The following is a 23,434-nucleotide window of genomic DNA, read 5'->3' as shown; positions in this document are numbered from 1 at the left end:
CATCACCGCTCCCCTTCATCACTTGGCCCGCTCCAGGCGTCGATAATCCGACAACTCGTTACATCGCCACAGGTACCAGGAGGCCACCGAGCGATAGGGTCGGCAGGGCTCACACAGCCGGCGGGTCTCGGTCGGCGTCGGCATGCGCTGCCATGCGAACAGATAGCGAGCGCCATCGCGCACACCGAAGTCGTCCACCGGCAGGATGTCGGCCCGCCCGAGGGTATGGATCAGCAGCATCTCGACGGTCCAGCGCCCGATGCCCTTGAGGGCGGTAAAGCGCTCGATGAGCGCCTCATCGTCCATCGCCACGGCGGCGTCCCGCGTCGGTATCTGGCCCTTCACGGCGGCGTCGGCGATGGCCTTCAGCGTCGCCGCCTTGCGTGCCGAGAAGCCACAACGGCGAAGCTCCTCGTCGGCCAGGGCGGCCAGCTGCGCCGGCGTGGGGAATGTCTGTCCCGGAAAGCGCTCGACCAGGCGTCCAACGATGGCGCTGGCGGCCTTGCCATGGAGTTGCTGAAAGGCCACCGCCCGCGACAGCGCCTCGAAGGGACTACGGTTCTGCTCGGTGGTCAGGCGGCAATCGCCGACGCGATCGATCAAGCGCTTCCAGCGCGGATCGAGCCCCGCCAGATGGGCCTGAGCGGTGGCAAGCAAGGGGGCAATATCGTGCTGAGACATGGTCATTCCTGTGGCGGCGTGGACGCGATAGGGCCAGGCATCGGCGTCAGCTTCTCACGCTCACACCGGCCCTCGCGATAGCGACTGATACATCCGCCCCGCAGTGTTCAAAAAATGCGACACAGCGGCTGCACCCGGCAAACGAGAGGCGTATACTTTGCTGCGCTGCGAAGTAAGCCGCGACCTGACACCTCTGTTTACCCTGTCCAGCGCCGACAATCGCCGACCCTCTTGCGTCGCTGCGTCTGTCGTTCGCACCGTCGGGCCTTTTTCGCCAGGCCGCTGCGCTCGCACTTCGTCCTCGCCTCTCCGCCGCCAACCTGGCGACGGGAGTCATGCTCAGGAATGCACCGCTGCGATGGATACGCCCAGAGCCCTGCCCGCGTTAACGTCGACCGGCTTCACCGGATCGCGACGGGCCGACTGCGCGCGACGTTCCGAGCCTCTGGCCCTTGCGCCATCCCCGAATATTCGCGCCCGGTGCCCCGCCGGGTGGCAACAGAACAACCCATTAAACTCAGAGGCCTCCCCTCATGTCGGTGTACGCCACCCTATGTCTCCTCGCCGCGATGGCGATGGTGATCTCCCTGGTCAACGGCAAGATTGGCAAGCTGCAATCCACCATCGCCATCACGGCCGGGTCGCTGCTGCTGTCGCTGGCCATCGTGATCGCCGGCCACGCCGGCTGGTTTTCCCTCGATGAGACCGCGGCGACCGCCATCAACCAGTTGAATTTCGAGGATTTCCTGCTGAAGGGCATCCTCGGATTTTTGCTGTTTGCCGGCGCGTTGGGCATCAAGCTGCCGCATCTGCGCGATCAGAAATGGGAGATCGCCATCCTGGCCATGGCCAGCACCTTGTTTTCCACCTTTTTCATCGGCGGAGTGCTGTACCTGCTGTGTGGCTGGCTCGGCATTCAGTTCGACCTGATCTACTGCCTGCTGTTCGGCGCTCTGATCTCACCCACCGACCCCATCGCGGTGTTGGCCATCGTCAAGAAGCTCAACGCCCCACGGCGTATTTCGACCCAGATCGAGGGCGAGTCGCTGTTCAATGATGGCTTTGGCCTGGTGATCTTCGTCACCCTGTTCTCGATCGCCTTCGGCGGCGCCCAGCCCACCGTCTTGAGCGTTGGGCACCTGTTCCTGCAGGAGGCAGTGGGCGGGATTCTCTACGGCTACCTGCTCGGGCAACTGTTCCACTACCTGATTCGCCACACCGACGACCACTCCATGGAGCTGATGCTGACGCTGCTGGTGCCGACCTCGGGCTACGTGTTTGCCGAGTTCATCGAGGTCTCGGGGCCACTTGCCATGGTCATCGCCGGCATCATCATCGGCAACCGTACCCGCCGCAAGGGCTTCTCCGAGGAGAGCCAACAGCACCTGGATCACTTCTGGGAGCTGGTCGATGAGTTCCTCAACGGGGTGCTGTTCCTGCTGATCGGCATGGCGATGCTGTCGTTCTCGTTCCACCCGGAGGACTGGGTGCTGATGCTGGCGGCGGTGCCACTGGTGCTGTTGTCTCGCTACCTGAGCGTGCGCTGCGCCTACCTCGGCTTCAATCGCTTTCGACGCTACAACCCCTACTCGGTGAAGATCCTCACCTGGGGCGGGCTGCGCGGAGGCCTGGCCCTGGCCATGGCGATGTCGATCCCCAGCGGCATCATGGTCATTCCCGACAAGAACATCGACGTGCGCGAGATCATCCTGGTGATGACCTATTCGGTGGTGGTGTTCTCGATCCTGGTGCAGGGCTCGAGCATCGTTCCGCTGATTCGTCGCTCCAAGGTGTGGGAGGCCGACCAGCTCAAGCGCGGCAAGCGCTAAACGGCGCCCACTGCAGCAAGCAACGCCCGCGTGCCTCCTGTCTCGCGGTGCAGGCAGCGGATGCCCCCTGGGCGCCCGCGCGGCGGCCCCGGCCTCGATGGCTCGGGGCCGTTGTCGTTGTTGCGCTCGGCCCGGATCGCATCAGGTGGGCGGCGTCGCCTTCAGCACCAGGTTGCGCGGCGTCAGGCGGCGCTCACAGAACTGGACCAGCTCGACCGTAAAGCCGGCTTCCTCGAGCCACAGGGCACGGTCGAGCACCAGCCACAGCTCCAACGGCCGACGAAACAGATGGCGCACCAGCTCCAGCCGGTTGACCCGAGCCAGACGCGACCAACCGGCGGCCTCGTAGGCGTCCCAGTCGTGGGGGGCCTCCGGGCCGTTCGGCGCGCCGAGTGAGAGCGTCAGGCCCTTGCGCTCGGCGGCCCAGCGACAGAACTCGGCGAAACTCGCCGGCATCTTGCCATAGGCAAGGCTCGGCACCGGCAGGTAGTCGTCGATGCCGCGCACGTCACGCTGCAGGTCATCGAAACCGAGCCGCCAGGCGTTGGCGAGCTCACGCTGGCGCTGCTCGGCCGGCGTCGCGGTCACCGTTTCCTGCACGGACATGGCGAGCGCTTCTCGCGTCAGGTGGAACCCCGATTCCTGGCATAGCCGTTGGGCGAGGCCGGAGAGCGGGCGATAGTGGCGGTGCCGGGTACGCTGGTAGCAGCAGGGAGCGAGCGTCAGTCTCACCCCGCGATGCCTGGCAAGCTCCAGCAGGCGGACATGCAGATCGCCACAGGCATGCAACGCCGCCACGGCCGTACCGGCGCCCAGCCATCGCTGTGCCTCATCGGCCATGACATCCTGCTGCGCCATCCTCACCCGTGCCTGTTGGCCGACGGCAAGCTGGCGACCCCGCTCGCACAGCGAGGCCTGCCATTCCAGGCCCACCACGTCGGTGTGGCGCCAGCCTGCCAACAGCCGCGACAGGTGCCCCTTGCCGGCGCACCATTCGATCAGCGGCGGGTGCCGACCTAACCCTACCTGGGGGGCGAACGCCAGGATCTGTTGCCATTTGCGCCCGCCGACATGATCGGCCCAGGTCGCCGGCAGGGGGCCGGGGGAGCGATGATCCTGCGTTACCGATACGAGCTCAGACAGCACCTTCACCGGCAACCAGGTCGCCAGCGGCGAATCCTCGAAGGGGTCGTCCTGCAGCCGCCGGCAGTTGGCGTCGTCCAGCGCCATCAACGCGGCGATCAGGGCTTCACGATCGCATCGGCCAAGGGCTGCCCCAGGCACCGGGTCGTCGGGCACGGGCCATGGCCAGTCACGCTGTGCAAAAGGCGATGGTTTCCAGAGTCCTTGCCACCGCGCAAGCAACTCGGTGAGTCGGGCAAAACGCTCGGCGTGGCCCATGGCAGGGTCGGTGGTCATGGCAAGGAGGTTCGGTTGGGCAAAGCGCCATGGTAGCAGCCGACGACGGGCTCGTCCCGACGGGCCGTGAATGCGCAGCGCGGGGCTGGCCGTGAGCCAGCCCCGCGGCTAGGCTAGGGGACTCTCGGCGTCCATCGATGCCTGGCTTCCCGGCAAGGCCAGGCATCGGCGGCTCGCTTGTCACCTGCCGCTCTCCTCTCGCCACAGGGAATGCCCTCGATGCGTTCTAGCGCCCTCGCCCTGCTGTCATCGCTTGCGTTCGTCACGGGTCCTGCACTCGCCGCTTCCGTCTCCCCCGGCGATTGCGCTGCGCCTGGGCGTTGGGTGGTGGCGGACCAGACGGCGCCGGTACCACCGATGGGTTGGTCGGCGCTTGCCGGGCAAGACGTTGTATTGCTCGGCGAGCAGCACGATAGCGCGGCCCACCATCGCTGGCAGCTCGCCACCCTGGCCGCGCTCCATGCGCTCCGCCCGACGCTGGTGATCGGCCTCGAGATGCTGCCACGCGAGGCCCAGCCGGCGCTGGACGACTGGGTCGCCGGCAAGCTATCGGAGTCGGCGTTCCTACGCCGCAGCGGCTGGTACCGGTATTGGGGCCTGGACGCCGACCTGTATCTGCCGATTCTGCATTTCGCCCGGGAAAGAGCCCTGCCACTGGTGGCACTGAACGTCACCCCAGAGCGTCGCGACCGGCTCGTCGAGGCGTTTCTTGGCCGCGCCTCGGGAGACGACCCTGCCTCAGGCGTCGATGGCGAGTTCGGCGCTATTCCGGCTCCTAGCCAGCCTGGACAGCGCTACCGGGAGCGCCTCGCGACAAGCTTTCGCGAGCATGCGCCCGATGACATCGGCGACGCCGCACTCGACGAGTTTATCGCCGCCCAGCTCGTCTGGGATGTGGCCATGGCCGACGCCCTGGCCCGTCGGCTCGGCGAGGCCTCGGGCAACGGGCAAACCAGGCGCCCCCTGGCCGTGGCGATCATGGGGCGCGGGCATGCGGAATACGGCGACGGCGTCGCCCACCAGTTACAGGCCCTGGGCATACCGCAGGTCGCTACGCTGTTGCCGGTGGAGGCCGAGGAAGCCTGTCGTGCGGACCCGACCCTTGCCACGGCGCTGTTCGTGGTGGCCCCTGAGCCTGGCGAAAAAACCGCACCACCGAGACTCGGCGTGGCGGTAGAAACGACCGCCGAAGGACTCAAGGTGACCCACGTCGCCGCCGCGAGTCCGGCTCAGCAAGCGGGTCTACGGGTCGACGATATCCTGACCCTGGTCGCGGAGCGCTCCTTGACCCAGCCCGCCGAACTCGCGGCCCTGATGGCTCGCGTCCTGCCTGGCTCGCGCTTGCCGCTGGTGATCCTGCGTGATGGCCAGCGCCAGACGCTGGAGGCGGCGTTTCCGCTCGAGCAAGCCCTCGAGTCAGACTAACTCGACTCGGGCCTGGCGCCCGAGCCTCCTGCCGGCTTGTGCACCCCTACGCCCCGCCAGAGACCGCCTCGATCTCGTCGAGCCTGCGGCTGAGGCCGTCGAGTTGATCGGGAGAAAAAACCTCGATGCCGTGGGCTCGCAGCAAGGCCGTGGTGACGCCTTCGCCGGGGCGCCGAGTGCCATCGAAGCGCCCGGCGTAGATCTCGCGGCTGCCGCAGGACGGGCTGGCCTCGGTCAATAGCGCCAGCCGACAGCCGTGGCGCTGCGCGACGCCCAAGGCAAGCTCGGCGCCGAGCACGAAGGCATCGGTGGCGTCGCCGCCGGTGCTCTCGATGATCCTGGCGTTCCCCGCCAGCACCTCGGCACCGCCAACGCCCCGGATCTCGGCGGCTGTTCCGCCCCGGATCTCGGCTGCTGTTCCGCCCCGGATCTCGGCGGGCGGCCGTGGCGTCGGCAAGCCTCCGGCGACTTCAGGACACACCACCACCAGCCTGCCCTGCCGCTGCCAGCGCGCCAGGCGTTCATCCAGCAGCCGCTTGTGCCCGGCGTCGTAGCGCACCGGGTCTCCCATCAGACAGGCACTGACGAGAATTTTCTGTCTCGCCCCCGGTCGATCGGTGGTCATACCGATATCCTCCTCCATGACTACGGCTGCCCGGCGCCCAGACGGCGTACGCGCAGCGACAGCAGCACCAGCACGACACCCAACAGCACCGAATAGACGGCGATCAGCCAGGCCATCGCCAGGGCGCCGGCACCGGGGATCACGATCAGCAGCAGGCCGAAGATCACCGATCCCAGGCCGGCGATGCCGAGCAACCACTCGCCGCGAATCTCCTTGCGCAAGCGAATGGCGGTGAGCAATTGAGCAAGGCCAGTGACGATGGCCCACACCGCGATGAACATCAGCAGCACTAGCGTGGTCACACCCGGCGAGGTGAAGGTGATGATCCCGATGGCGATGCTCGCGAGCCCCCATACCAGAAGCCAGACCCAGTGCTCGTTGTGACGCCGGCCGGCCAGCGCCGTCCAGACACCCAGCACGCCATCCACCAAGGCGTAGGCACCGAACATCAGCACGAGCACAGCGATGGTCAGCGCCGGATGAAACCAGGCCAGGAGACCGAAAGCGATCGCGGCCAGGCCGCGCAACAGCAGCACCCACCAGTGGCGGGCGAGTAGACCAGCGAGCCGGGACAACTCCGGCGAGGTAGCGTTATCCATGAGTATCGTTCCTTGATCGTGGCTGCCACGCGGCAGCGCAATGAATCGGTGCCCTTCGCCCGGTGCCGGCGGCCCCGGCCACGTCATGTCCCGACGCCTGCCGGGCGACCCGAGCCCAACGAAACGCATCAGGCAATTGGAACCACGCAAGAAGAACCAGACGAAAAAGGCGAGCCGGTTGTCTCGCCGACCTCTTCTCGCCTCCCCCAGGCCCCATCCGGCCCGGACCGAACTAGAATAGCCCAGCCTGTGGCGCTGTGCCGAACTGACTGCAGACCCTGCGGCCCCGGTCATCCGCCAGCCGACGGCCTCCCCGCTCCCGATCCTCGGCGCCCCAATGGCGACAGCCTCCGCCCCCTGCACGCCGCGCGGACAGGATTACCATCTGCGCGGTTCCGGCCTCTGGTTCCTGCCTCTGGTTCCTGCCTCTGGTTCCTGCCTCTGGTTCCTGCCTCTGGTTCCTGCCCCTGGTTCCTGCCCCTGGTTCCTGCCCCTGGTTCCTGCCCCTGGTTCCTGCCCCTGGTTCCGGCCTCTGGTTCCGGCCTCTGGTTCCGGCCTCTGGTTCCTGCCTCTGGCTCCTGCCTCTGGTTCCTGCCCCTGGTTCCGGCCTCTGGTTCCTGCCCCTGGTTCCGGCCTCTGGTTCCTGCCCCTGGTTCCTGCCCCTGGTTCCTGCCACGGCATTGGCCATGCCTCGACCATTCAGCACATGATATCCTGCCCGGCCCAACCCCCCATCTGGAGAATCCCATGGCCCAAGCCACCGCCCGCCACATCCTGGTCGACAGCGAAGAGCAGTGTCAGACCCTCAAGGCCGAAATCGAGAACGGCAAGGACTTCGCCGAGGTCGCCCGCCAGCACTCCAACTGCCCCTCCGGTCGCCAGGGCGGCGATCTCGGGAGCTTCGGCCCGGGGCAGATGGTGCGTGAATTCGACGAAGTCGTGTTCTCTGGCGACTTGAACAAGGTTCACGGACCGGTGAAGACCCAATTCGGCTATCATTTGCTGGAAATCACCAGCCGCAGCTGAGCAGGATGACCGCCAGCCGCTTCGGAACGCCGCGTGAATCGCGGCGTTCTGGTATTCGGCCCTTCGGCACTCATTGGCCCAAGAGCCTTGGCCTCGACACCAGGAAAGGAGTCTTTCGGATGTCACAGAAGATCTACTGCACCGCCAGCTTCAAGCCCAAGCCCGGCCGCGAACAGGCGCTGTTCCAGGCCCTCCAGGCGCTGGAACCCAACGCCCACCGCGAAGACGGCTGCCTGTTCTATACCGTCACCCGCAAGATCGACAACCCCTTCGCCGCCGGCGACAGCTACCCGATCGTCTTCCACGAGATCTGGGCCAACCGTGCGGCCTTCGAAGCCCACTGTCAGCGCAACGAGATCCGCGAATTCTTCGCCCACCAGCTGGAAGGCCCGGATGGCGACATCGAAGACGCCAATGTCTGCGTCTACAGCGACGAGCCGGAAGGCTATGACGCCCCGGCCATAGGCTGACCCACAACGCCACCGAGCAATCGATGACGAGCACGCCACTGGGCAGTCGATGACGGGCACACCACCGAGCAGTCGATGACGAGCACGCCACTGGGCAGTCGATGACGGGCACGCCACCGAGCAGTCGATGACGAACACGCCACTGGGCAATCGATGACGAACACGCCACTGGGCAGTCGATGACAATCCGGGGGCGCCTCCGCCCCCGGATCGTCGTTGCCCGTGCGACACCGCCCTGCGTCACCCACGACGGTCCATCGCAGGAGCTTCAGCGTCCACCGGACTGGCCTGAGAGATCGCGGATCGGCTTGCGCGACGATGGCGTCCGCACGCCCGGAAATACGCCGGGCGGCTCTGAGTTGGCCACCTCGCGCGCGCGATGGTCGAATCCACTCCCTCCTGCCTGGCTCTTGCTTGCTGGCTCTTGCTTACTGGTTCTTGCTGCCGGATCCTTCGTCAATGACCGTTAGCGTCGGCCAGGGGGTGCCCCTCTTGGCTCGCCGTGTCGCGTTCGCGGACGGCGCCTCGTGCCTCGGCCTCGCCGGCTGCGACCGTGGCGCTCGAGACGTCCGCTTCCGAGGAGACCCGGACGCTGGCGCCACCGACCTGCGGAGCCACCGCGAAGGCGACAATCAGCGACAGCGCCAGCCCCACCAACCAGGCGCGCCCTAGTTCCCCGCGCGACCCCGCCACGACACCGATTTGCTCACCCTGCGTTCGCGTCGGCGCAGAGGCGTTCCGCCTGCCTGTCACTGGTCCATTCATGCTGTGTCCGTCCCTTGTAAGTTGGTCTCTGCGGAGGTGTCTGGCCGATGGCTTGACCGATGCTGTCATTGGCCCTGGATACACGCCCCACGATTCACGATCGGCTATTCACTACCCGCCATTCACTACCCGCCATTCACTACCTGCTATTCACTACCCGCCATTCACTACCTGCTATTCGCTACCTGCTATTCGCTACCCGCCATTCACTACCCGCTATTCACTACCTGCCATTCACTACCTGCTATTCGCTACCCGCTATTCACTCCCCGCTATTCACTCCCCGCTATTCACTACCCGCCATTCACTACCTGCTATTCGCTACCCGCTATTCACTACCCGCTACCCAGCTGAAGCTCACCTGCTCTGGGGCTACCCGCCCGGTGTCGTCGGATCTTGGTCGCCCCGACGGCGCCCCCCTTACCCGGCCACGATCGCTGCGGCGTAGCATCGAGAGACAATCGCTGCCTCCTTCGATCGGTGTGCACAACCAACACACCGGAGTAGGATGGTGAACCACTCCGTCGATAAGGAAGTCGTCATGCTGTCGTCCTGGTCCTCGCCAGCCCCTTGCCACAGCCCCGGTCACAGCCCCGGTCACAGCCCTGGTCTCAGCCGATACCAAAGCGCGCGTCAGGCCCGGCGCCAATGCCTGTCAAGCGCCCCTCACGCCAAGCACAAAGACATCGTCAATGAGGCACTGCGTCATGTCCCGTGAGCCGACGAGCGGACAAGCGATCCTGCAGATTGACGCCCTGACCAAGACCTACGCGGGCGGCTTCGAGGCGCTCAAGGGCATCGACTTGAGTATCAGGCGTGGCGAGATCTTCGCGCTGCTCGGCCCCAACGGCGCCGGCAAGACCACCCTGATCAGCGTTATCTGTGGCCTGGTGAATCCCTCCGCGGGTCGGGTCAGCGTCGCCGGCCACGATATCCTCGACGACTTTCGCGCCGCTCGCTCGCGGATTGGTCTGGTGCCCCAGGAACTCACCAGCGAAGCCTTCTCCACCGTGTGGGACACGGTAAGCTTCAGCCGCGGCCTGTTCGGCAAGCCGGCTGACCCTGCCCATATCGAAAAGGTGCTGCGCTCGTTGAGCCTGTGGGATAAGCGCAAGAGTCGTCTGATCACGCTGTCCGGCGGCATGAAGCGCCGAGTGTTGATCGCCAAGGCCCTGGCCCACGAGCCCGAGGTGCTGTTTCTCGATGAACCCACCGCCGGCGTCGACGTCGAGCTCAGGCGCGACATGTGGGAGGTGGTCCGCGGCCTCAGGGACAACGGCGTGACCATTATTCTGACGACCCACTACATCGAAGAAGCCGAGGAGATGGCCGACCGCATCGGCGTCATCCGCGCCGGCGAATTGGTGCTGGTGGAAGAGAAGCATGAGCTGATGCGCCAGCTCGGCAGCAAGGAGCTAACCCTGCACTTGCGCCATCCGCTTGACGCCGTCCCCGCGGGTCTCGCCCGCTTCGACTTGCGTTTGAGCGACGACGGCCACGCGCTGGTCTATTCCTATGACGCGGGTTCGCGCGAGACGCCGGACGGCGACGCAGCAACGGACCGTCAGGTCGACGATGACGGCGACAGCGACGATCAGTCCGGTATCGCCGAACTGCTGGCCGAACTGGAAGCCGCCGGCATCCCGTTCAAGGACCTCCACACCCGCCAGAGCTCGCTGGAGGAAATCTTCGTCAGTCTGGTCAGGGAGCGGACATGAACTTCACCTCGGTCAAGACCCTCTATTACGCCGAGATGGCCAGGAGCCTGCGCACCGTGCTGCAGAGCGTGGTCTCTCCGGTCCTGTCGACGTCGCTGTATTTCGTGGTGTTCGGCTCCGCCATCGGCTCACGCATTACCCAGGTCGAGGGCATCGACTACGGCGCCTTTATCGTGCCCGGTCTGATCATGCTGATGCTGTTGACCCAGAGCGTGTCCAACGCCTCGTTCGGGATCTTCTTTCCGCGCTTTTCAGGATCGATCTACGAGATTCTCTCGGCCCCGGTCTCGCCGCTGGAGATCGTCCTGGGCTTCGTCGGTGCCGCCGCCACCAAGTCCATCGTGCTGGGGCTGATCGTGCTCGGTACCGCCAGCCTGTTCGTACCCTTCGAGATCCAGCACCCGGTCATGATGCTGCTGTTTCTGGTGCTGACCGCCCTGACGTTCAGTCTGCTCGGCTTCATCATCGGCATCTGGGCGGATGGCTTCGAGAAATTGCAGCTGGTGCCGCTGTTGATCATTACGCCGCTGACGTTCCTCGGCGGCACCTTCTACTCCATCGACATGCTGCCGCCGCTGTGGCAGACCGTGACGCTGTTCAACCCGGTGGTCTATCTGGTGTCGGGGTTCCGCTGGAGCTTCTATGGCCTGGGGGATGTCAGCGTGGGGGTCAGCCTTGCGGTGATCCTGCTGTTCATGGCGGTGGCGTTGGTGGTGATTCACGCCATCTTCAGAAGCGGCTATCGGTTGAAGCCGTAGCGTCCTGGCGACGCTCGTCACGCTACCCCCCCCGCGACACGCCCTGCCGACATTCGCCAGGGCGTGCCGGAAGCCCCATGTAGCGGCTCCCCGGCACGGCCATCCGCGCCTCGGGCGACCTGACCGGGCCGCCGTGAGCCGCGCCGCCGTGAGCCGCGCCGGCGTTGCTCCATCGTTTGCCTGCCGGCCCCGATAGGGTCTCCCTCATCGGCATCGGCCCCTGAGTGCGCTATCATCGGCGGCCGTTTTTTGCATTCGTCCGCCGCGAGGTCTTCATGCCGATTACCGCCTGCGTCATCCACCGCCTCGACAAGGCCTCGAGCGACAGCCCGGCCCGCTTCGTGCCTGCCGACGGGCTCCACCCGGACAGCGAGGCCCTCGACGGCCTGGTGACCCGTCTGAGTGATGCCTATCACGGCAAGTCCAAGCGCTGGGGTCGGCTGCTCGATCCCGGCGCCACCCCGCCGGCGCCGACGCCTTCCCCCGACGCCGACACGGCCCCCTGGGAAGATGACGATGACACTGGCTCGTCCGCTGCGCCGACGCCGAGTGCCTTTCCCGGCGAGCTCAAACGCTACGTCGACGGCGAGCTCGATCTGCCGACGCTGTCCGCGGCACTCGGCCAGCGCTTGACCGGGTTGATCGACGACCACCTCCCCCTCGGTGGTCACCTGATCTGGGCCGACCTGCGCCAGGGCGATACCCGCACTCTGTTTCTGGCGCTGGTCCACCACCGCGATGGCTTCGTGATCGGCCACGATCACGAAGTCGCCATCAGCGGCCAGATCAACCACAACCAGATGGCGCTGGCGCTGCGCATCAACCTGACCCAGTGGCAAGCCGGCGGTGCCGCCAGCCAGTACCTGTCGATGCTCGCCGATCGCGGTGGCAAGAAGCTCACCGACGACCTCCAGGCGCTGATCGGTGCGATGGAAGGGGTCGATCCCAAGAGCGAGACCCGTACCCTGCTGAAGGCCTTCAGCGACTACGTGGAAAGCGAGGACATGGCCGAAGACGCCTCTCGTGAAAAAACCGACGCCCTGATCGACTACGCCACCGACCAGGCCAGCCGCGGCGAGTCCATGACCCTGGACGAGTTATCGGCGCTGGTCGCCGACGACAACCCCAAGGCCTTCTACGACCATATCCGCAACGCCGACTACGGCCTGTCGCCGGAGATTCCACCGGACAAGCGCACCCTGACCCAGTTTCGCCGCTTCACCGGCCGCGCCGAGGGCGTCTCGATCAGCTTCGACTCGCACCTGCTCGGTAACAGCATCGAGTACGACGAGAGCCAGGACCGGCTGATCATCAAGAAGCTGCCCAACAAGCTCAAGGAACAGCTCAAGGGCGGCTAGGCCCCGACGCGTGCGCCAGCCTCTTGCCAAACGACACTTGCCAAAGGCTCGCCGCAGCCACCGTCACCGTCACCGGGCGACGCTGGCGCGGCCTAGAGCTCCACGACCAGGCCAAGATCGAGCGCCTCCTCGGATCGCTCCCCTGGGTAGCCGCCTGGATTGGCCAGCACCCGGGTGCCGGATACGCTGACGTCGACGGGATCATGGACATGGCCGTGCACCCACAGGGTAATCGGTCCCATCAGTTCATCGAGACGCGAGGCGAAGGCCGGCGACAGGTCGTCGCCCTGGTACTGAAGGGGGATGCACTCGGCCAGCGGCGCATGGTGGCTGACCACCACGGTGGGGCCCGCCCAGGGCTCGGCAAGCGCTTGGCGCAACCAGCCCAGCGCCGAGCGATGCAGGCGCTGGCTCTCCTCGGGGGAAAACACCTCGCCGTCGGGCTGCTCGATGATGGCAAAATCCGGCATCTGCCTGAGCGCCGCCGACAGGGTATCGACGGGAATCTCGTTTTGCTCGCTCGGCTCGCGCTCGTCATAGAGCGCGAAGTCGGTCCACAGTGTGGTGCCGAGAAAGCGCACGCCATGCAGCTCGATAGCGTCGTTGTCGAGCAAATGGATACCCAGCCTCCCGGCCAGCTCACGCATCTCGGTACGCAGCGGCGCCATGCGATGGCGATAGAACTCATGGTTACCCGGCACATAGACCACGCTCTGGTCGGGAAAGCGTCGCGCCGCCCATTCCAGCCCCTTGAGGCCGACATGGATGTCCCCCGCCAGGACGACGATGTCGGCATCGACGTCTGGCACCTCGCGCGCCCCATCGAAGTGCTCCAGATGCAGATCCGACAGTATTCTCAGTTTCATCACCGCACCTCCGCGTCTTCCGGGTCGCCCCGCCGGGCTAACCGCGCCCACTCAACGCCAGGCGTACGCCCAGCGCAACGAAAAGGGCACCAAGCCCACGCTCCAACCAGCCGCCGATGCGCGCATTGCCGCGAAACGCCTTCGCCAGACGTGCCCCGGCCAGCACCAGTGGTGGCTCGATCACCGCCGCGACGGCAATGATCAAGAAGCCATGAAAGGCCAGCTGCAGGCTGACCGCTCCGGCGCCTTCGACCACGAACTGGGGCAGAAAGGCGAGAAAGAAGATCGCCACCTTGGGGTTGAGCAACGAAATCAGAATGCCCTGGCGATACACCTCGCCACGCCGCAGCACCGCAGGCTTGCTGGGCTCACCCGACGCGTCGGAGGTTGAGCGTGCAAACAGTGCCTGGAGCCCCATCCACACCAGGTAGGCGGCCCCTACCCACTTGACGATACTGAAGGCAAGTGCCGAGGTGGCGAGCACCGCGGAGAGGCCAAGGGCTGCCATCAGCACGTGCAGGCCCGCACCGCTCCAGACGCCGAACATCGCCGCAAACCCACCGCGAGGCCCATGCCGAGCGGTCTGGCCGAGCACAAAGGCCATGTCCGGCCCCGGGGACAGATTGAGCAGAACCGCGGCGGACAGAAAGGTCATCCAGTGCACCAGAGAATAGTCGAGCATCGTCGCGCCTGTGATCGGTAGGAAAGGCCTAGAAGCCTCAAGGATCCTCCCAGACTATGAAGCGCGAGCAGTCTCGTCCAGTCCCTCGACACCCACCATGGCGATTCGTACCGAACAGGCAGTTACCCCGGGAGTGGGCAAGACGATTCCCAGGACGATCCCCGATGCCGGCCCCCGGCCATCGCTGGCCCCGCGTGCGCGTGCGCCTGCTGGAGAACCGGCTATTGCAGTGAGCCGAGCCGCCCTGAGCGGGGTGGTAGACAGCCCTGAGCGGGGTGGTAGACAGCCCTGAGCGGGGTGATAGACAGCCCTGAGCGGAGTGGTAAACAGCCCTGAGCGGGGTGATAGACAGCCCTGAGCGGGGTGATAAACAGCCATGAGCGGGGTGATAAACAGCCCTGAGCGGGGTGATAAACAGCCCTGAGCGGGGTGATAAACAGCCCTGAGCGGGGTGATAAACAGCCCTGAGCGGGGTGATAAACAGCCCTGAGCGGGGTGATAAACAGCCATGAGCGGGGTGATAAACAGCCATGAGCGGGGTGATAAACAGCCCTGAGCGGGGTGGTAAACCACCCCCGAGCTGGATCAGAAGCCGCCCAGACCCCCTTGATGGAATCGTTTTCCATGGCACACTCGGGGGAACCTTGTCGGTGCCCTCGCGACGCGTTCTGCGCGCCCGGTGGTCATCCCTTTGCTCAGGAGATTCGCATGGCCCTTCCCCGTCTTGGCTTTATCGGCATCGGCTTGATGGGCGACCCCATCACTCGACGCCTTTCCCAGGCCGGTTTCCCGGTCACGCTCTGGAACCGTTCCGCAGCCAAGGCAGCGACCGTGGCCGCGGCCACCGACGCCCGAGTCGCGGGGTCGATCGGCGAACTCGTCGAGAGCGTCGATGTGATCATGCTATGTCTGGCGAACACCCAGGTGGTGCGCGACGTGGTACTTGGCGACGGCGGCATTGCCGAGCATGCCCGGGCGGGACAGCGCCTGATCGACCTGTCGAGCTCCGACCCCGCCGCCACTCGAGACATCGCCGAGGCGCTGAAGGCCCGCACCGGCGTCGGCTGGGTCGACGCCCCGGTATCCGGCGGCGTCGCCGGCGCCGAGGCGGGCACCCTGGCGATCATGTGCGGCGGCGACACTACCGACGTCGATGCGGCCCGGCCACTGCTCGCGCCGCTGGCCTCTCGCGTGACCCACATGGGGGAGATCGGCGCGGGCCAGGTAACCAAGGTCTGCAATCAGATGCTGGTAGGCTGTGCCGCGGCAGCCATTGCCGAGATGGTGGCCATGGCCGAAGTCAGCGGCGTCGATGCCCACCGATTGTGTGACGCCCTCGCCGGTGGCTTCGCCGACTCGACGCCCTTCCGCATGCTCGTCCCGCGCATGGCGACCCGAGACTTCGAGGCCCCGAGCTGGCACCTGCGCACACTGCTCAAGGACCTGGACACGGCGGTCGCACACAGCCAGAGAATCACCAGCGCCACCCCGATGACCGGACTCGCGGCGCAACTGCTGCGCGCCCACCACGCCCGGGGCCACGGCGAAAAGGACCCGGCCAGCCTGATCACCGCCTACCGCGGGGAAGGTAAATAGCGCCAGGCGAGTAGCGCCAGGCGAGTAGTGTCAGGCCAGCTGCCCCTGCGATCCTTCCGGGTTTAGCGCCGTTGCATGGGCGAGCCTCGGCCGCATGCCATGCTGGCGGGCATCGCCGACAGCCACAAGGCCGTACCCGCCACCATCCCCTGCCAGCCGGCCGTCGCCTGCTTGCGCTCGCGCCGAGTTCGTCGCTCGGCGCTCGGCGCTGGATTTTCCGCCCCCCTTCCGTACACTCGTTTGAACCCGATTTTTTCGCTAGTTCGACACGAGGCCACCATGGCGTTCGATTCTACCTCTACCTATGTCGCCACAGAGGCGCTCAAGCAGGCCGTCAACGCCGCCGTTACGCTGCAGCGGCCGCTGCTGATCAAGGGCGAGCCGGGCACCGGCAAGACGCTGCTCGCCGAAGAGCTCGCCGCGAGCCTGGACACCCGCCTGATCACCTGGCACATCAAGTCGACCACCAAGGCCGCCCAGGGCCTGTATGAGTACGATGCGGTGAGTCGCCTGCGCGACTCCCAGCTAGGCGTCGAGGGCGTCGATAACGTCGCCAACTATCTGCGCCCGGGCAAGCTATGGGAGGCCTTCACCCGCAGCGAACGCGTGGTGCTGTTGATCGACGAGATCGACAAGGCCGACATCGAGTTTCCCAACGACCTGCTGCAGGAACTCGATCGCATGGAGTTCCACGTCTACGAGACCGGCGAGACGATCCGCGCCGAGCATCGGCCTATCGTGGTGATTACCTCCAACAACGAGAAGGAGCTACCGGACGCCTTCCTGCGCCGCTGCTTCTTTCATTACATCGACTTTCCCGACCGTGCCACCATGGAACGCATCGTCGCGGTGCACTTCCCCGACATTGCGCCGCGCCTGGTCGGCCAGGCCCTGGAAGTCTTCTTTGCCCTGCGCGACGCCCCCGGGCTCAAGAAGAAGCCATCGACCTCGGAGCTGGTCGACTGGCTGAAGCTATTGATGGCGGACGAGCTGTCCCAGGAGGCCCTGCATCATCGCGACCCCAGCAAGGCACTCCCGCCGCTGGCGGGTGCCCTGGTCAAGAATGAACAGGACACCCACCTGCTCGAGCGGCTGGCCTTCATGATCCGCCGCCAGGGACGCTGAGCCGTGTTTCTCGATCTGTTCGATCGTCTCAGGCACCACCAGGTGCCGGTGTCGCTGCGCGAGCTTCTCGACCTGCACGCGGCGGTGGAGCAAGGTGTCGTGTTCGCCGATGTGGAAGCCTTCTACACCCTTGCACGTACCGTGCTGGTCAAGGACGAGCGCCACTTCGACCGCTTCGACCGCGCCTTCGCGAGCTGGATATCCGGCGTCGAGAGCCTCGACACCGCCATCGAGGCACTGATTCCCGATGACTGGCTGCGGCGCGAGTTCGAAAAGCAGCTCAGCGAGGGAGAGAAGGCCAAGATTGCATCACTAGGCGGACTCGACAAGCTGCTCGAGACGTTCAAGGAGCGCCTGAAGGAACAGCACGAGCGTCACGCCGGCGGCAACAAGTGGATAGGCACCGGCGGCACCAGCCCGTTCGGGGCCTATGGCTACAACCCGGAAGGCATTCGCATGGGCCAGGACGGCTCGCGACATCGCCGTGCGATCAAGGTGTGGGACGAGCGCCGCTTTCGCGACTACGACGACGGCCAGGCCTTGGGGCCGCGCAATATCAAGATGGCGCTGCGCCGCCTGCGCCGCTTCGCCCGCCAGGGCGCGCTCGAGGAGTTCGACATCGACGCCACCATTCGTGACACGGCACGGGATGCGGGCCTGTTGAACGTGCGCATGCGCGCACCACGACACAATGCGGTCAAGATCCTGTTGTTTCTCGATGTCGGTGGCTCCATGGACGACCACGTGCGCGCCTGCGAAGAGCTGTTTGCCGCGGCCCGCTCGGAGTTTCGGCATCTCGAACACTTCTATTTCCACAACTGCCTCTACGAGGGCGTGTGGCGAAACAATGCCCGGCGCCACCGGGAGCGACTGCCGACCCTGGAGCTGCTGCGTACCTTCGGCAGCGACTATCAAGTGGTCGTGGTCGGCGACGCCGCCATGTCACCCTATGAGATCACCCATGCCGGCGGTTCGGTGGAGCACCTCAACGAAGAGCCTGGCGCCGTGTGGCTCAAGCGCCTGGTCGACCACTATCCCCGCCTGGTGTGGCTCAATCCGAATCCGCCGCGCCATTGGGAGTTCACCCCATCCACCCGGTTGATTCACGAGCTGATTCACGCTCGCATGTACCCGATGACACTCGAAGGCCTGGACGGCGCCATGCGCGAGCTGGCGCGCTGACACCCTGCGCGGGTAAATCCGGCGTGTCGGCGCCCCCGGGCGATGAGTGACCGAAAACGCCTGCGTGCCGTCTCATCGCTAGCCTGTCGCGACACCCTATCGCGATACCCTGTCGCGATACCCTGTCGCCGGGCGGCCATAGCCCTACGAGCCTATAACGTATAAAAATAGCCCAAAAAGGCTATTAAATGAAAAAATAGGCTATTCAGGCTATAATTCTCCTCACTGCCCTCTCACGGTGTCTCGCCACGGCAAGACTTCGCTACGCTAAGGCACTCGGCCCTGTCTCTCGACGATCGTGCCGAGCCATGGCACCGATCTATCGCACCGATCTATCGCACCGATCTATCGCACCGAGCTATCGCACCGAGCTATCGCAACAAGCCATGTCACCGATCTATCACAACAAGCCATGGCAACAAACGATGACAACAAGCGACAGCGCCAAGCGATGTCCCCATCCTGATCCTGGAGTCCCGGCCATGACTGCCCGCCACCGCCAGACGCCTGCCCCAGCCAAGCCGCGCGGCTCGGCCGATGAGCGCCCTGCGTCGGCGTCCGCCATGCTCAGCGTGATCACCGGCGACCTGATCGCCTCGCGACAGACCGATACCGATGCGCTGTACGGCTGCCTTGACGCTGCCCTGGAGACTCTCGCGGCGCGTCATCATGGCGACTTCAGTCGCTTTCGCGGCGACGGCTTTCAGCTCGCACTGGCGGACGCCGCGGGGGGCATGTCCGCGGGTGTGGCGTTACGCGCGGCGCTGATCGCCCACAGCCCACCGGGCCAGCGCTGGGATGCCCGACTCGCCGTGATCACCGGCCTTTCGGTCTGGCGCCCCGGCCGCTCCCTGACCGATGCCGACGATGCCCCCTTCATCGCCTCCGGACGAGCCCTCGATGCCCTGGCCGAGAGCGACCGCCATCTGGTGGCCAGCGACGTCGCCAGCGATGCCCAGGGTCTGCTGATTCGCTTTCTCGATGAGATGATCGATAACTGGTCGACGTCCTCCGCCGAGGTGGTCGGCCTGTGCCTGGCGTTTCCCGGCATCACCCAGGCCGCGCTGGCCGAGCGCCTGGGGATTCGCCAGCCCAGCGTCCACAAGCGCCTCCAGGTCGCCCGCTGGGAGTTGCTCAGCGCTACCCTGGCTCACTTTCATCGCAGCCATGCCAGCGACGTTGCTTCACCTCACCCATCCGCCGACCCGGAGCACTCCCCATGACCGCGCTGGACACGGCCTTGACGCCGGGGCTCCCTCTGGCCTTGCTGCTCGCCCACCTCATCGGCGACTTCCTGCTGCAGCCGAACGCCTGGGTCGACGACCGGCGGCGCCACGGCCGCCGCTCGCGGCGCCTGGTTCACCACGCCCTGATCCACGCCGGCCTCGGCCTGGTGGTACTGACCCTGTTCGCACTGGCGTCCCCCACCGCGACCCTCGTGTCAGCGGTGTTCGCGGCGCTGGCCATCGGTGCCAGTCACTGGCTGATCGATCTGGGCAAGGGACGGTTGGACCACCGCTGGCCGTCGCGGCCCTTGACGATCTTCATCCTCGATCAGGCGCTTCATGGCGCCGTCATCGTGATGATCTGGCTATTCTGGAGCGGCAGTCTCGCGCCGCTGACGCAGGCGGCCACCGCGATCACATCGCCCAAGGCGCTGGGGCTTCTGGTGGCCTATGTGATCGTCACTCGTCCGATGTCGATTGCCATCGCCATGCTCATGGGGCCGCTGTCATCGCAGCTCGATGACCCTGGCACCCTGAGCCAGGCAGGCGCCCGCATCGGCGTGCTCGAACGCCTGCTGGTCCTGACCCTGACGCTCTTCGATCAACTCACCGCGGTGGGCTTCCTGCTGGCCGCCAAGTCGGTGCTGCGCTTTGGCGATCTCAAGGAAAGTCGTGATCGAAAACTCACCGAGTACGTGCTGCTCGGCACCCTGGCTAGCGTCACCAGCACGCTGGTTCTCGGCCTGCTGCTGCGACTCTGGTGGGGGCCGACACTATGAGCGAACGACGACACACGCCTCAAGCGCAGGCCTCGCGGCGACGTCGCCCGAGCCTCTTTCTGGTGGCGGCGACGCTATCGGTGGCACTACTCGGCGGTTGCGAGCTAGGGATCAACCTGGTGAGCGAGGGGTTGGTGCAGTCTGGCCCAGCGCTGGAGGCTCGCGAGGGCTACGTGGTGGATCATCGCTACCCGGCCCGGGGGCACAACAGCCGGGTGCATTTTCTGGTGCTTCACTATACCGACGAGAATCAGCACGACTCGATACGCGCCCTGACCGGGGACCGGGTCTCGAGCCACTACCTGGTGCCACTGCCTTCACGTCGCTTGCAGAACCAGCCGGTGGTGTTCCAGCTGGTCGCGGAGTCACGCCGGGCCTGGCACGCCGGCGCCAGCCACTGGGGCGGTCGCAAGGGGCTCAACGACACCTCGATCGGGATCGAGATCGTCAACCAGGGGCCCGATGTGCCCTGGGTCGGTAGCGAGTTGGCGCCATCCGAGGCAAACATTCGGTGGATGGCCTATCCCGACAGCCAGATCGATGCCTTGACGGTGCTCGCCCGAGACATCATCGAGCGTCACCGTATCGCCCCCGAGAACGTCCTCGCCCATTCCGACATTGCGCCGACCCGCAAGCTCGACCCGGGCCCGGCCTTCCCCTGGCAGCGTCTCCATGAGGCCGGCATCGGCGCCTGGCCGGAGGCCGAGCGAGTCGATGCCTATCGCAGGCGTTTCGACGCCGCCCCGCCGTCGACACCGAGGCTGCAACGGGCCCTGGCGGCCTGGGGCTTCGAGCTGGGCGCCAGCGGCGTCGTGGATGCCGCTACCCAGGCCACGCTGCGGGCTTTCCAGATGCACTTTCGCCCCGGCGACTACCGCGGCCACCCCGATGTCGAGACCGCCGCCATTCTCTGGGCACTGCTGGAACGCTATCGCCCCGAGGCCCTGGAAGCGTTGACGGCTACCACGGGCGATGCATCGCTGGCCGGCGGCTAACCCCGCACACCCCGTCTTGGGCGCCTGGCCGACACCCCTCGGGATGCCCGCACCGGCGACGCCACGGCTACTGGCCTGAGGCTGCCCCTGGCAAGTAGTGAATGACATCGTGAAAACGTAGCCGCCCTGAGCCTGCATTACGCATCACATGGGGGCGGTCGGCGAAGAAGCGCAGCCCCTGGCCGACCTCGAGTCGCTGCCATTCGTCGTCCAGGCCCAGCGCCAGCACCCCTTCGAGCACCACGATATGCTCCACCACCCCGGTGGCGTGGGCGCTGGAGGCGCTCTCGGCGCCCGCCGCCAGATCGATCTCGAACATCTCGAAGCCGAGCAGCGGGTCGTAGGGAAACAGCAGCTTCGCCTGCATACCGGCGCTGTCTTCCCCCCACACCGACTCATGCCCTTCCAGGCGGCGCTCCTTGAGCCCGCGCCCCTCGCCGGCACCGCCATCGAACAGCGTCGAGAAGCTGACGCGAAAGCCGCTGGCGATTTTCCACAGCGTGGCGACCGTCGGACTCGACTCGCCGCGTTCAATCTGACCCAGCATGGCCTTGCTGACGCCGGTCTCTCGCGCCGTCTGCTCGAGGCTCCAGCGGCGCTGACCGCGCAGCTGCTTAAGCGTCGTGGCGATGTGATCGGCAATATCCTGCATGTTCGGTCTCCGTGAAGGCTGGCCTCAGTATACCTACCGCGGCTCAAGGGCGTGCGTTGCCCCCCGCCTGAACGCACCCGGATCGCGACCCAGCGCGCCGACGACCCGCGACCCAGCGCGCCGACGACCCGCGACCCAGCGCGCCGACGACCCGCGACCCAGTACCCCGTGACCCGGCACGCCGACGTCCGCAACGCCCTGGACGCTTGTGCGTTATAGCGTCCGGTGCTAGCGTGGTCGCAGATGGCCGTTATAACGCACAAGGCCGCGCCGACAGCGTCTCAATGCCCGTCTCGACAAGGCGACGCGCACCGTCGGTCCTCATCGCCGCACCCTCGCACCGGGTGACGACGCGTTCCCCTCATCGTCAAGGAGTCGTCATGAGTTTTACGGCCACCACCGCCCGTCCCGGGAGCAACGCCTGGCGCGACACCAGCCCCTCGACGGTCATCGCCGGCCTTGTGGCGGTGCTGATCGGCTACGGCAGTTCCGCCGCCATCATCTTCCAGGCCGCCCAGGCGGCCGGCGCCAACGGCGATCAGATCGGCTCGTGGATGTGGGCGCTCGGCATCGGCATGGGGCTCACTTCACTGGGCCTGTCGTGGTATCACCGCATGCCGCTGCTCACCGCCTGGTCCACGCCGGGGGCGGCCTTGCTGGTGACCCAGCTGCCGGGCGTGCCCTTCGATCAGGCCATCGGCGCCTTCATGGTGTCAGCGGCGCTCCTGACCCTGTGCGGTGTGAGCGGACTCGCCGAGCGGCTGATGCGCCTGGTGCCGGCATCGCTTGCCTCGGCCATGCTCGCCGGCATCCTGTTGTCGTTCGGCCTGGACCTGTTCGGTGCCATGCAGCAGGAGCTCGGACTGCCGTTGGTGCTGGCGGCGAGTTGGCTCATCGCTCGCCGTTTTGCCCCTCGCCTGGCCATCCCGACGGTGTTCGCCACGGGCCTGGCAATGACCCTGGTGCAGGACCGCCTGGACCTGTCGGCCGTGGAGCTTGCCGTGACGACGCCGAGTCTTGTCGTGCCGTCCTTTTCCCCGGCGGTGTGTCTCGGCGTTGGGGTGCCGTTGTTCATCGTGACCATGGCCACGCAGAACCTGCCCGGCGTCGCCATGGTACGCAGTGCCGGCTTCCCTGCACCGGTCTCGTCGGCCATCGGATGGACCGGCGCCGCCTCGCTGCTACTGGCTCCGTTCGGCGCCCATGGCCTCAATCTGGCGGCAATCAGCGCAGCGCCCTGCCTCGGCGACGAGGCCCATGTCGATGCCAAGCGACGCTACACCGCCGGCATTGCCGCGGGAATAGGCTACCTGCTGCTGGGCGCATTCGGCGCCGGCGTGGCGGCGCTATTTACCGCGCTGCCCTCGGTGCTGGTGATGGCGGTGGCCGGGCTGGCGCTGCTCGGCACCCTGGGGGCGGGACTCGCTACCGCCTTCGCCGAGCCTGGCGAGCGCGATGCGGCGCTGGTGACCTTCCTGATGACGGCCTCGCAGATCACCCTCTGGGGCATCGGCTCGGCGTTTTGGGGGTTGCTGGCAGGAATGCTGGTGGCGCGGGTGCTGCGCAAGGCCTGACGCGCAAGTCTCTGTCGCGGAACACAACGAGCGCCGTCGCGACCGCCATAGCGAAGCCTCGCGGCAAGAGCGGGGTTGGCCGGA

General features: G+C 66.1%; 23 protein-coding genes. 15 read left to right on the top strand and 8 right to left on the bottom strand.

Annotation, left to right across the window (positions count from 1 at the left end):
• Positions 1-18 precede the first annotated feature (18 nt).
• A complete protein-coding gene (locus tag ACUN9Y_RS07030) occupies positions 19-681 on the bottom strand; it encodes a DNA-3-methyladenine glycosylase family protein (RefSeq protein ID WP_445459971.1) in 663 nt (220 codons plus the stop codon).
• A gap of 533 nt (positions 682-1,214) precedes the next feature.
• On the opposite strand from ACUN9Y_RS07030, the gene ACUN9Y_RS07025 reads away from it, so the two are divergent.
• The gene (locus ACUN9Y_RS07025; protein WP_445459970.1) at positions 1,215-2,510 is read left to right on the top strand and encodes a cation:proton antiporter; all 1,296 of its coding nucleotides are present in this window, start codon (positions 1,215-1,217) and stop codon (positions 2,508-2,510) included.
• A gap of 141 nt (positions 2,511-2,651) precedes the next feature.
• Here the strand turns inward: ACUN9Y_RS07025 and ACUN9Y_RS07020 are convergent, their stop codons facing one another.
• Complete coding sequence (locus tag ACUN9Y_RS07020) at positions 2,652-3,929, bottom strand: methyltransferase (RefSeq protein ID WP_445459969.1); 1,278 nt, start codon at positions 3,927-3,929, stop codon at positions 2,652-2,654.
• A gap of 219 nt (positions 3,930-4,148) precedes the next feature.
• Between ACUN9Y_RS07020 and ACUN9Y_RS07015 the strand changes: the two genes are divergently transcribed.
• On the top strand, positions 4,149-5,354 hold the full coding sequence (locus ACUN9Y_RS07015) for a ChaN family lipoprotein (protein WP_445459968.1): 1,206 nt from the start codon (positions 4,149-4,151) through the stop codon (positions 5,352-5,354).
• Positions 5,355-5,400: 46 nt separating this feature from the next.
• Here ACUN9Y_RS07015 and ACUN9Y_RS07010 read toward each other — a convergent pair whose 3' ends face one another.
• Entirely contained in the window at positions 5,401-5,979 is a 579-nt protein-coding gene (locus tag ACUN9Y_RS07010) for a DUF523 domain-containing protein (RefSeq protein ID WP_445459967.1), read from the bottom strand.
• 20 nt (positions 5,980-5,999) lie between these two features.
• On the bottom strand, positions 6,000-6,578 hold the full coding sequence (locus tag ACUN9Y_RS07005) for an HdeD family acid-resistance protein (protein WP_445459966.1): 579 nt from the start codon (positions 6,576-6,578) through the stop codon (positions 6,000-6,002).
• A 747-nt stretch (positions 6,579-7,325) separates the two neighbouring features.
• Between ACUN9Y_RS07005 and ACUN9Y_RS07000 the strand changes: the two genes are divergently transcribed.
• Together ACUN9Y_RS07000 and ACUN9Y_RS06995 are read left to right on the top strand one after the other, a co-directional pair.
• Positions 7,326-7,604 (top strand): peptidylprolyl isomerase, encoded by a 279-nt coding sequence (locus tag ACUN9Y_RS07000; RefSeq protein WP_445459965.1) that lies wholly within the window; start codon positions 7,326-7,328, stop codon positions 7,602-7,604.
• A 119-nt stretch (positions 7,605-7,723) separates the two neighbouring features.
• Positions 7,724-8,074 (top strand): putative quinol monooxygenase, encoded by a 351-nt coding sequence (locus ACUN9Y_RS06995; protein ID WP_445459964.1) that lies wholly within the window; start codon positions 7,724-7,726, stop codon positions 8,072-8,074.
• A gap of 456 nt (positions 8,075-8,530) precedes the next feature.
• Here the strand turns inward: ACUN9Y_RS06995 and ACUN9Y_RS06990 are convergent, their stop codons facing one another.
• Entirely contained in the window at positions 8,531-8,767 is a 237-nt protein-coding gene (locus ACUN9Y_RS06990) for a hypothetical protein (RefSeq protein WP_445459963.1), read from the bottom strand.
• A 131-nt stretch (positions 8,768-8,898) separates the two neighbouring features.
• On the opposite strand from ACUN9Y_RS06990, the gene ACUN9Y_RS06985 reads away from it, so the two are divergent.
• The 4 genes from ACUN9Y_RS06985 to ACUN9Y_RS06970 all read left to right on the top strand — a co-directional run bounded on the left by ACUN9Y_RS06985 (position 8,899) and on the right by ACUN9Y_RS06970 (position 12,673).
• Complete coding sequence (locus tag ACUN9Y_RS06985; protein WP_445459962.1) at positions 8,899-9,354, top strand: hypothetical protein; 456 nt, start codon at positions 8,899-8,901, stop codon at positions 9,352-9,354.
• Between the two features lie 192 nt (positions 9,355-9,546).
• On the top strand, positions 9,547-10,557 hold the full coding sequence (locus tag ACUN9Y_RS06980; protein WP_445459961.1) for an ABC transporter ATP-binding protein: 1,011 nt from the start codon (positions 9,547-9,549) through the stop codon (positions 10,555-10,557).
• Positions 10,554-11,315 carry an ABC transporter permease gene (locus ACUN9Y_RS06975; RefSeq protein ID WP_445459960.1) on the top strand — a complete coding sequence of 254 codons (762 nt, stop codon included), beginning with the start codon at positions 10,554-10,556 and terminating at the stop codon, positions 11,313-11,315. The genes ACUN9Y_RS06980 and ACUN9Y_RS06975 overlap by 4 nt, the downstream gene beginning before the upstream one ends.
• Before the next feature lie 275 nt (positions 11,316-11,590).
• Complete coding sequence (locus tag ACUN9Y_RS06970) at positions 11,591-12,673, top strand: nucleoid-associated protein (protein WP_445459959.1); 1,083 nt, start codon at positions 11,591-11,593, stop codon at positions 12,671-12,673.
• Positions 12,674-12,765: 92 nt separating this feature from the next.
• On the opposite strand, the gene ACUN9Y_RS06965 is transcribed toward ACUN9Y_RS06970, so the two are convergent.
• Positions 12,766-13,539 (bottom strand): metallophosphoesterase, encoded by a 774-nt coding sequence (locus ACUN9Y_RS06965; RefSeq protein WP_445459958.1) that lies wholly within the window; start codon positions 13,537-13,539, stop codon positions 12,766-12,768.
• Between the two features lie 37 nt (positions 13,540-13,576).
• Complete coding sequence (locus tag ACUN9Y_RS06960; protein WP_445459957.1) at positions 13,577-14,221, bottom strand: LysE family translocator; 645 nt, start codon at positions 14,219-14,221, stop codon at positions 13,577-13,579.
• A 708-nt stretch (positions 14,222-14,929) separates the two neighbouring features.
• Between ACUN9Y_RS06960 and ACUN9Y_RS06955 the strand changes: the two genes are divergently transcribed.
• The 6 genes from ACUN9Y_RS06955 to ACUN9Y_RS06930 all read left to right on the top strand — a co-directional run bounded on the left by ACUN9Y_RS06955 (position 14,930) and on the right by ACUN9Y_RS06930 (position 21,124).
• On the top strand, positions 14,930-15,817 hold the full coding sequence (locus ACUN9Y_RS06955; protein ID WP_445459956.1) for an NAD(P)-dependent oxidoreductase: 888 nt from the start codon (positions 14,930-14,932) through the stop codon (positions 15,815-15,817).
• Between the two features lie 279 nt (positions 15,818-16,096).
• Positions 16,097-16,942: an AAA family ATPase gene (locus ACUN9Y_RS06950; RefSeq protein WP_445459955.1), complete on the top strand. Its 846-nt coding sequence runs from the start codon at positions 16,097-16,099 to the stop codon at positions 16,940-16,942.
• Positions 16,943-16,945: 3 nt separating this feature from the next.
• Positions 16,946-18,124, top strand: coding sequence for a vWA domain-containing protein (locus ACUN9Y_RS06945; RefSeq protein ID WP_445459954.1), 1,179 nt, complete (start codon positions 16,946-16,948; stop codon positions 18,122-18,124).
• Positions 18,125-18,606: 482 nt separating this feature from the next.
• Positions 18,607-19,347, top strand: coding sequence for a hypothetical protein (locus ACUN9Y_RS06940; RefSeq protein WP_445459953.1), 741 nt, complete (start codon positions 18,607-18,609; stop codon positions 19,345-19,347).
• Complete coding sequence (locus ACUN9Y_RS06935; protein ID WP_445459952.1) at positions 19,344-20,129, top strand: DUF3307 domain-containing protein; 786 nt, start codon at positions 19,344-19,346, stop codon at positions 20,127-20,129. The genes ACUN9Y_RS06940 and ACUN9Y_RS06935 overlap by 4 nt, the downstream gene beginning before the upstream one ends.
• Positions 20,126-21,124: an N-acetylmuramoyl-L-alanine amidase gene (locus ACUN9Y_RS06930; protein ID WP_445459951.1), complete on the top strand. Its 999-nt coding sequence runs from the start codon at positions 20,126-20,128 to the stop codon at positions 21,122-21,124. Before ACUN9Y_RS06935 ends, ACUN9Y_RS06930 begins: the two co-directional genes overlap by 4 nt.
• A 67-nt stretch (positions 21,125-21,191) precedes the next feature.
• Here ACUN9Y_RS06930 and ACUN9Y_RS06925 read toward each other — a convergent pair whose 3' ends face one another.
• Positions 21,192-21,776 (bottom strand): helix-turn-helix domain-containing protein, encoded by a 585-nt coding sequence (locus tag ACUN9Y_RS06925; RefSeq protein ID WP_445459950.1) that lies wholly within the window; start codon positions 21,774-21,776, stop codon positions 21,192-21,194.
• A 380-nt stretch (positions 21,777-22,156) separates the two neighbouring features.
• On the opposite strand from ACUN9Y_RS06925, the gene ACUN9Y_RS06920 reads away from it, so the two are divergent.
• Entirely contained in the window at positions 22,157-23,350 is a 1,194-nt protein-coding gene (locus ACUN9Y_RS06920) for a benzoate/H(+) symporter BenE family transporter (RefSeq protein ID WP_445459949.1), read from the top strand.
• Positions 23,351-23,434 lie beyond the last annotated feature (84 nt).

This window comes from Halomonas sp. V046, from assembly GCF_052645355.1.
Note: the sequence above shows the minus strand (reverse complement) of the source record. Positions and strands in the feature narration are given on the sequence as shown.

Coding starts and splice junctions, on each gene's coding strand:
- ACUN9Y_RS06975 (WP_445459960.1), top strand. CDS start 10,554: ATGAACTTCACCTCGGTCAAGACCCTCTATTACGCCGAGATGGCCAGG.
- ACUN9Y_RS07015 (WP_445459968.1), top strand. CDS start 4,149: ATGCGTTCTAGCGCCCTCGCCCTGCTGTCATCGCTTGCGTTCGTCACG.
- ACUN9Y_RS07005 (WP_445459966.1), bottom strand. CDS start 6,578: ATGGATAACGCTACCTCGCCGGAGTTGTCCCGGCTCGCTGGTCTACTC.
- ACUN9Y_RS06985 (WP_445459962.1), top strand. CDS start 8,899: ATGCTGTCATTGGCCCTGGATACACGCCCCACGATTCACGATCGGCTA.
- ACUN9Y_RS06955 (WP_445459956.1), top strand. CDS start 14,930: ATGGCCCTTCCCCGTCTTGGCTTTATCGGCATCGGCTTGATGGGCGAC.
- ACUN9Y_RS06935 (WP_445459952.1), top strand. CDS start 19,344: ATGACCGCGCTGGACACGGCCTTGACGCCGGGGCTCCCTCTGGCCTTG.
- ACUN9Y_RS07030 (WP_445459971.1), bottom strand. CDS start 681: ATGTCTCAGCACGATATTGCCCCCTTGCTTGCCACCGCTCAGGCCCAT.
- ACUN9Y_RS06950 (WP_445459955.1), top strand. CDS start 16,097: ATGGCGTTCGATTCTACCTCTACCTATGTCGCCACAGAGGCGCTCAAG.
- ACUN9Y_RS06940 (WP_445459953.1), top strand. CDS start 18,607: ATGACTGCCCGCCACCGCCAGACGCCTGCCCCAGCCAAGCCGCGCGGC.
- ACUN9Y_RS06925 (WP_445459950.1), bottom strand. CDS start 21,776: ATGCAGGATATTGCCGATCACATCGCCACGACGCTTAAGCAGCTGCGC.
- ACUN9Y_RS06930 (WP_445459951.1), top strand. CDS start 20,126: ATGAGCGAACGACGACACACGCCTCAAGCGCAGGCCTCGCGGCGACGT.
- ACUN9Y_RS07020 (WP_445459969.1), bottom strand. CDS start 3,929: ATGACCACCGACCCTGCCATGGGCCACGCCGAGCGTTTTGCCCGACTC.
- ACUN9Y_RS07010 (WP_445459967.1), bottom strand. CDS start 5,979: ATGACCACCGATCGACCGGGGGCGAGACAGAAAATTCTCGTCAGTGCC.
- ACUN9Y_RS06960 (WP_445459957.1), bottom strand. CDS start 14,221: ATGCTCGACTATTCTCTGGTGCACTGGATGACCTTTCTGTCCGCCGCG.
- ACUN9Y_RS06995 (WP_445459964.1), top strand. CDS start 7,724: ATGTCACAGAAGATCTACTGCACCGCCAGCTTCAAGCCCAAGCCCGGC.
- ACUN9Y_RS07025 (WP_445459970.1), top strand. CDS start 1,215: ATGTCGGTGTACGCCACCCTATGTCTCCTCGCCGCGATGGCGATGGTG.
- ACUN9Y_RS06980 (WP_445459961.1), top strand. CDS start 9,547: ATGTCCCGTGAGCCGACGAGCGGACAAGCGATCCTGCAGATTGACGCC.
- ACUN9Y_RS06965 (WP_445459958.1), bottom strand. CDS start 13,539: ATGAAACTGAGAATACTGTCGGATCTGCATCTGGAGCACTTCGATGGG.
- ACUN9Y_RS06970 (WP_445459959.1), top strand. CDS start 11,591: ATGCCGATTACCGCCTGCGTCATCCACCGCCTCGACAAGGCCTCGAGC.
- ACUN9Y_RS07000 (WP_445459965.1), top strand. CDS start 7,326: ATGGCCCAAGCCACCGCCCGCCACATCCTGGTCGACAGCGAAGAGCAG.
- ACUN9Y_RS06920 (WP_445459949.1), top strand. CDS start 22,157: ATGAGTTTTACGGCCACCACCGCCCGTCCCGGGAGCAACGCCTGGCGC.